Below are 7,191 nucleotides of genomic sequence, written 5' to 3' on the forward strand. Positions count from 1 at the left end.
GGATTGTCAAAACACAACCTGAAATAAAAAACCTCCCTGATTTCTTTTATTTTTCCTTAAAATCAGAAAGGTTCGGGATGGTCGGGTTATTTTTCCAAACGTACCGCCGCCCTGCCGATTTCGTATAAAATCCTGCCGTAACCCGACAAGCCCGAACCCTGCCGCCCCGAAAGGCGGGGTGTCAAACATTAAGGAACCGTGATGAAAAACTTTAACGACAAACTCATCCTCATCGGACTGATGGGCGCGGGCAAAACCACGCTGGGCCGGCAAATGGCGCAGCGGCTGGATTACCGTTTTTACGACAGCGATCACGAAATCGCCGCAGCGGCGGGCGTTCCCATCCCCACCATATTTGAAATGGAAGGCGAACAGGGATTCCGTTCGCGCGAAACCGCCATACTCAAAAAACTGATTGTCCTGCCGCATATCGTCCTGTCCACCGGCGGCGGCGCGGTGTTAAAAGAAGAAAACCGCGCCCTTATCCGCAAAAGCGGCACGGTCGTTTATCTGCACGCCCCGCCCGAAACCCTGCTCGAACGCACGCGCTGCGACAGCAACCGCCCCCTTTTACAAGTTGCCGATCCCTTGGGCAGATTGCACGAACTCTACACCGCGCGCGACCCGCTTTACAGGCAAACCGCCGACTTCACTATCGAATCGGGAAACTGCCGGCAAACCATACAAACCCTGCTCAACCTTTTATCCGAATAAAAACCGACGCATGAAAACACTGACCGTACACACCCCGTCCCACAGCTACCCCATCTTTATCGGCAACAGACTGCTGCCGCAGGCGGGCAGCCTGCTCCAACCGCATTTGGGCAAACGCGCCGCCATCATCACCAACGAAACCGTCGCCCCGCTCTACCTCGGCACGCTTCAGACGGCATTGGATGAGGCAGGCGTATCCCATTTCAGCATCATCCTGCCCGACGGCGAGGCGCACAAAAACTGGCAGACGCTCAACCTCATCTTTGACGGCCTGATGCAAAACCGCGCCGAACGCAAAACCACGCTGATTGCGCTGGGCGGCGGCGTTATCGGCGACATGGTCGGCTTTGCCGCTGCCACCTACCAGCGCGGCGCACCGTTCATCCAAATACCGACCACGCTGTTGAGTCAGGTCGATTCCTCCGTCGGCGGCAAAACCGCCATCAACCACCCGCTCGGCAAAAATATGATCGGCGCGTTCTACCAGCCGCAGGCGGTGCTTGCCGACTTGGACACGCTGCACACCCTGCCCGTCCGCGAATTATCCGCCGGTATGGCGGAAGTCATCAAATACGGCGCGCTCGGCGACATCGTTTTTTTTGAATGGCTCGAACAGCATATGCCCGAACTGATGGCACTCGAACGCGCGCCCCTCACCCAAGCCGTGTACCGCTGCTGCCAAATGAAGGCAGACATCGTCGCCCAAGACGAAACCGAACAGGGCATACGCGCATGGCTCAACCTCGGACACACCTTCGGACACGCCGTCGAAGCGGAAATGGGTTACGGCGTATGGCTGCACGGCGAGGCCGTCGCCGCCGGCTGCGTGTTGGCGGCGCGTTTGTCCGAACAACTGGGCAAAACCTCCGCCGCAGATACCGCACGGCTTGCCGCCCTGCTCGAAGCCGCCGGACTGCCGTCCGCACCGCCCATGTTTGCCTTTGAAAAATGGCTCGAACATATGAGCCACGATAAAAAAGTCAGCGGCGGCGTAATGCGCTTTATCGGATTAAAGAGGCTGGGAGAAGCCTTCATTACCGAAATCACTGATACGAACATCCTCCGCCGCACCCTGCAACCGTATCTCTGATTAGCCATACCGATGCCGTCTGAAGCGTTCAGACGGCATCGGCTTTACCGGTGTGTTGCCGCGCGGGTTTGACGCACGATGATGACTTTCCATCATCATTCTCCGCAAAAGCGGGCATCCGGTTATTCCATATCGCAGGGATTTATCCGGAATAACGACAATCTGTCCGCCGTCATTTCCGCACAGATGGAAATCCGGAAATTCAAAATCACTAGAATTTATCCGGAATATAGTGGATTAACAAAAATCAGGACAAGGCGACGAAGCCGCAGACAGTACAAATAGTACGGAACTGATTCACTTGGTGCTTGAGCACCTTAGAGAATCGTTCTCTTTGAGCTGAGGCGAGGCAACGCCATACCGGTTTTTGTTAATCCACTATAACAGCAACCCTGTCGCCGTCATTCCCGCGCAGGCGGGAATCCAGTCCGTTCAGTTTCAGTCATTTCCGATAAATTCCTGTTGCTTTTCATTTCTAGATTCCCACTTTCGTGGGAATGACGGCGGAAGGGTTTTGGTTTTTTCCGATAAATTCTTGAGGCATTGAAATTCTAGATTCCCGCCTGCGCGGGAATGACGGCTCAAAAGTTACGGAACGAAAAACAACCGAAACCGGACAAGTCGGATTCCCGCCTACGCGGGAATGACGGAATCTTAAGTTTCCGTCTTTGTTTTCTGTTTTCGCGGGAATAATGGGGAACAAGCCGTATTTCAGACGGCATTTTCGGTTCGGGGTATAATCCGAATACTTGCGACCATCTGAATCATTTGGACAAACTATGTGTCAACTGCTGGGCATGAACTGCAATACGCCGACCGATATTATGTTTTCCTTTGAAGGCTTCCGCCGCAGGGGCGGCATTACCGACCACCACGCCGACGGTTTCGGCATCGGCTTTTTCGAAGGCAAAGGCGTGCGCCTGTTCCATGACGACAAGCCGAGTGCAAATTCCCCCGTCGCCGACCTCGTGCGCGCCTACCAGATTAAATCGGAAAACGTCGTCGCACACATCCGCAAAGCCTCGCAAGGTCAAACCTCGCTGGCGAACACCCATCCCTTTATGCGCGAAATGTGGGGCGGCTACTGGCTGTTTGCCCACAACGGGCATTTGGTCGATTTTTTCCCCGAACAGGGCGAATTTTTCCACCCCGTCGGTACCACCGACTCCGAACGCGCGTTCTGCCACATCCTCAACCGCCTCCGCACACGCTTTGCCGCCCGTCCCGACGACGACACGCTGTTTGACGCGATTGCAGGGCTGACGCACGAAATCCGCAAGTTCGGGCTGTTTAACTTTATGCTTTCAGACGGCATTTCCCTGTTTGCCCACGCCAGCACGCTGCTGCACTACATCGTCCGCCAAGCCCCGTTCGGCAAGGCGCGCCTGCTCGACGACGACGTAATGGTCGATTTTGCCGAAGTAACCACGCCGGACGACCGCGTCGCCGTTATCGCCACCCTGCCGCTGACGCGCGATGAAACGTGGTCCCAACTTGCCGCAGACGAACTGGTCATGTTCCGCGAAGGCAACATCGTCCGGCACGACCGTCCCGAAAACCCCGTCTATATGAGTGCCGAAGAAGGTCTGGAAATCGCCCGCGCCGCCGGCGTATCGGTTTGACGTTCAGACGGCATCAGGAAGAAACACTATGAAATGCCCGTTTTGCGCCCACCCCGACACCCGCGTTGCCGATTCGCGTCTGATGGAAGAACGCAACGCCGTGCGCCGCCGCCGCCACTGCCCCAACTGCGGCAAACGCTTCGGCACGCTCGAAACCGCCGAACTCAAAATGCCCGCCGTCATCGGCCCGGACAAAAAACGTTCGCCCTTCAATACACAACGCCTCCGCAACGACCTGACCGCCGCCGCCCGAAAATCCGCCCTGACACCCGAACAGATCGACGAAACCGCCCGCCTGACGGAACTCAGGCTCTACGCTTCGGGTCAGCGCGACATATCCTCCACCGAACTTGCCGACATGGTGCTAAAAGAGCTGCTTGAGCACAACACGGAAGCCGCCGTCCGCTTCGCGGCCCTGCACAAACGCTTCGACAGCACGGAACATTTCGCCTTGTGGCTGGCGCAAGCCGTCAAAACAGGCGGCAAAGCCTGATTCCCCCAACCCATACTGATACGGTATCCCTATGTTTTCGGACACAGATATATCCATGATGGAAAACGCCCTCCGACTTGCCGCTTTGGGGCGTTTTTCCACTTCGCCCAATCCGCGCGTCGGCTGCGTTATCGCACACGGCAGCCAAATTGTCGGACAAGGCTTCCACGTCAAAGCGGGCGAACCGCACGCCGAAGTCCACGCCCTGCGTCAGGCGGGCGAAATGGCACAAGGCGCGACCGCCTTTGTTACCCTCGAACCGTGCAGCCATTACGGACGCACGCCGCCCTGCGCCGAAGCCCTGCTCCGTTCCGGCGTAACACGCGTCGTTGCCGCCATGCGCGACCCCAACCCGCCGGTTGCAGGCAAAGGGCTTGCCCTGCTCGCATCGGCAGGCATCAAAACAGAATGCGGACTGTTTGAAAACAAAGCACGCGAACTCAACCGGGGATTTTTATCGCGCATCGAACGCCGCCGCCCCTTTGTCCGCCTCAAATGCGCCGTTTCGCTGGACGGCAAAACCGCCCTTTCAGACGGCAGCAGCTTTTGGATTACCGGCGAAGAAGCGCGTGCCGACGTACAGGTTTTGCGCGCCGAAAGCTGCGCGGTGCTGACCGGCATCGGCACGGTGTTGGCGGACAATCCCCAACTCAACGTCCGCGCTTTTCCAACTTTGCGCCAACCCGCGCGCATCGTTTTGGACAGCCGCCTGCGCCTGCCCCCGTACAGCCATCTCTTAACAGACGACCAATCGCCCACTTTAATTGCCACTTTAGAGCGCGACGAAGACAAACTTCGCCCCTATCGGGAACACGCACACATCCGCATCCTGATGCCGTTTGAAACGGCAGACGGCAAAATCGACCTGCACCATCTGATGCGCCTCCTTGCCGACAAAGGTTTCGGCGAAATCATGGTCGAAGCAGGCTCCGAACTCACATCCGCATTTTTGGCAGAAGATTTGGCGGACGAAATCGTGCTGTACCGTTCGCCCAAAATCCTCGGCAGCGGCAAAGACCTGTTTTCCCTGCCCGAAAACCGCGCCGCCCTTTCCGCACCGCCCTTGTGGACACCCGTTTCCAGCGAAATCCTCGGACACGACATCAAAACCGTGTTCCGAAAAAACGGCAACGCCTTTTAAAGGGTTTGCGCCGTTTCACTATATAATAACGCCGAAAAAAAACGGCCCCGTTCAGACCGCCGCCCGCCCGGAAAAGCGCAACCCGGACTGCCGCACCCCGCCGGCAGCCGCGACGGACTGAAAGCCGTCAAATTCCGATAAAGAAAGGCTTCAGACGGCACAGGCAGAATCCCGCCGCCGTCCGGACATCAAAAATGGACACAAAAGAAATCCTCGGCTACGCGGTAGGCTCGATCGGCAGCGCGGTTTTAGCCGTCATCATCCTGCCGCTGCTGTCGTGGTATTTCCCCGCCGACGACATCGGGCGCATCGTGCTGATGCAGACGGCGGCGGGACTGACTGTGTCGGTATTGTGCCTCGGGCTGGATCAGGCATACGTCCGCGAATACTATGCCTCCGCCGACAAAGACACCTTGTTCAAAACCCTGTTCCTGCTGCCGCTGCTGTCTGCCGCCGCGATAACCGCCCTGCTGCTTTCCCGCCCGTCCCTGCCGTCTGAAATCCTGTTTTCGCTCAACGATGCCGCCGCCGGCATCGGGCTGGTGCTGTTTGAACTGAGCTTCCTGCCCATCCGCTTTCTCTTACTGGTTTTGCGTATGGAAGGACGCGCCCTTGCCTTTTCGTCCGCGCAACTCGTGTCCAAGCTCGCCATCCTGCTGCTGCTGCCGCTGACGGTCGGGCTGCTGCACTTTCCGGCGAACACCGCCGTCCTGACCGCCGTTTACGCGCTGGCAAACCTTGCCGCCGCCGCCTTTTTGCTGTTTCAAAACCGATGCCGTCTGAAGGCCGTCCGGCGCGCACCGTTTTCATCCGCCGTCCTGCATCGCGGCCTGCGCTACGGCATACCGATCGCACTAAGCAGCATCGCCTATTGGGGGCTGGCATCCGCCGACCGTTTGTTCCTGAAAAAATATGCCGGCCTAGAACAGCTCGGCGTTTATTCGATGGGTATTTCGTTCGGCGGGGCGGCATTATTGTTCCAAAGCATCTTTTCAACGGTCTGGACACCGTATATTTTCCGCGCAATCGAAGAAAACGCCCCGCCCGCCCGTCTCTCGGCAACGGCAGAATCCGCCGCCGCCCTGCTTGCCTCCGCCCTCTGCCTGACCGGCATTTTCTCGCCCCTCGCCTCCCTCCTGCTGCCAGAAAACTACGCCGCCGTCCGGTTTATCGTCGTATCGTGTATGCTGCCGCCGCTGTTTTGCACGCTGGCAGAAATCAGCGGCATCGGTTTGAACGTCGTCCGCAAAACGCGCCCGATTGCGCTCGCCACCTTGGGCGCGCTGGCGGCAAACCTGCTGCTGCTGGGGCTTGCCGTACCGTCTGGCGGCGCGCGCGGCGCGGCGGCTGCCTGTGCCGCCTCATTCTGGCTGTTTTTTGCTTTCAAGACCGAAAGCTCCTGCCGCCTGTGGCAGCCGCTCAAACGCCTGCCGCTTTATCTGCACACATTGTTCTGCCTGGCCTCCTCGGCGGCCTACACCTGCTTCGGCACGCCGGCAAACTACCCCCTGTTTGCCGGCGTATGGGCGGCATATCTGGCAGGCTGCATCCTGCGCCACCGGAAAGATTTGCACAAACTGTTTCATTATTTGAAAAAACAAGGGTTTCCATTATGAAAATCATCCTGACCACTTCTATGTCGGGCTTGGGCGGCACGGAAACCGCCACCGTCCGCCTCGGGCGGCTGCTCAAACGGCGCGGGCACGACATCATCCTTGCTTCTTCGGACGGGTCTTTTGTCGGAGAGGCGCAAGCATCGGGCATCCGTTGGCAGCCGGTTGATTTTTACCGGGGCGGGCTTGCCGGCTACCTCAAAAGCACCTTTGCCTACGCCTGGATGCTGCGCCGCGAACAACCCGACATCATCGACTGCCAAATGGCGCGCGTCGTTCCAGCCTGCGCCCTTGCCGCCAAAATCGTTTCGCCGAAAACCAAAATCATCTACCACTCGCACGGTTTGGACGCGGCAACCTACCCCAAAATCGCCAAGCTCTTCGACAAGCTGGGCGTGTACATCATCGGCAACTGCAAACACGAGCGCGAAAAACTCATCCGCCACGGCTTCCCCGCCGGCCGGATTGCCTACGCCTACAACGCACTCCCCCCCCCCCCCGGAATTTCATTTCCGGAA

The 7,191-nt window shown here is 58.1% G+C and carries 7 protein-coding genes; all 7 read left to right on the plus strand.

The genetic code is table 11. The features are described from left to right. The first annotated feature begins 201 nt into the window (after positions 1 to 201). Positions 202 to 714, plus strand: coding sequence for a shikimate kinase (locus Q3O06_RS02780; RefSeq protein WP_301817559.1), 513 nt, complete (start codon positions 202 to 204; stop codon positions 712 to 714). A 10-nt stretch (positions 715 to 724) separates the two neighbouring features. After that, complete coding sequence (gene aroB, locus Q3O06_RS02785) at positions 725 to 1,804, plus strand: 3-dehydroquinate synthase (protein ID WP_301817560.1); 1,080 nt, start codon at positions 725 to 727, stop codon at positions 1,802 to 1,804. A gap of 779 nt (positions 1,805 to 2,583) precedes the next feature. Then, entirely contained in the window at positions 2,584 to 3,426 is an 843-nt protein-coding gene (locus Q3O06_RS02790; RefSeq protein WP_118792057.1) for a class II glutamine amidotransferase, read from the plus strand. Positions 3,427 to 3,454: 28 nt separating this feature from the next. Then, the gene (locus Q3O06_RS02795) at positions 3,455 to 3,919 is read left to right on the plus strand and encodes a transcriptional regulator NrdR (protein ID WP_301817561.1); all 465 of its coding nucleotides are present in this window, start codon (positions 3,455 to 3,457) and stop codon (positions 3,917 to 3,919) included. Between the two features lie 31 nt (positions 3,920 to 3,950). Beyond that, the gene (gene ribD, locus Q3O06_RS02800; RefSeq protein WP_301817562.1) at positions 3,951 to 5,060 is read left to right on the plus strand and encodes a bifunctional diaminohydroxyphosphoribosylaminopyrimidine deaminase/5-amino-6-(5-phosphoribosylamino)uracil reductase RibD; all 1,110 of its coding nucleotides are present in this window, start codon (positions 3,951 to 3,953) and stop codon (positions 5,058 to 5,060) included. A gap of 194 nt (positions 5,061 to 5,254) precedes the next feature. After that, positions 5,255 to 6,676, plus strand: a complete 1,422-nt coding sequence (locus Q3O06_RS02805) for a lipopolysaccharide biosynthesis protein (protein ID WP_301817564.1) — start codon at positions 5,255 to 5,257, stop codon at positions 6,674 to 6,676. Then, positions 6,673 to 7,191: glycosyltransferase (locus Q3O06_RS02810; RefSeq protein WP_373323485.1), on the plus strand; the 519-nt coding region annotated here is incomplete at its 3' end. The genes Q3O06_RS02805 and Q3O06_RS02810, both read left to right, overlap by 4 nt.

The organism is Neisseria maigaei, from assembly GCF_958267405.1.
Classification (GTDB): domain Bacteria; phylum Pseudomonadota; class Gammaproteobacteria; order Burkholderiales; family Neisseriaceae; genus Neisseria; species Neisseria bergeri.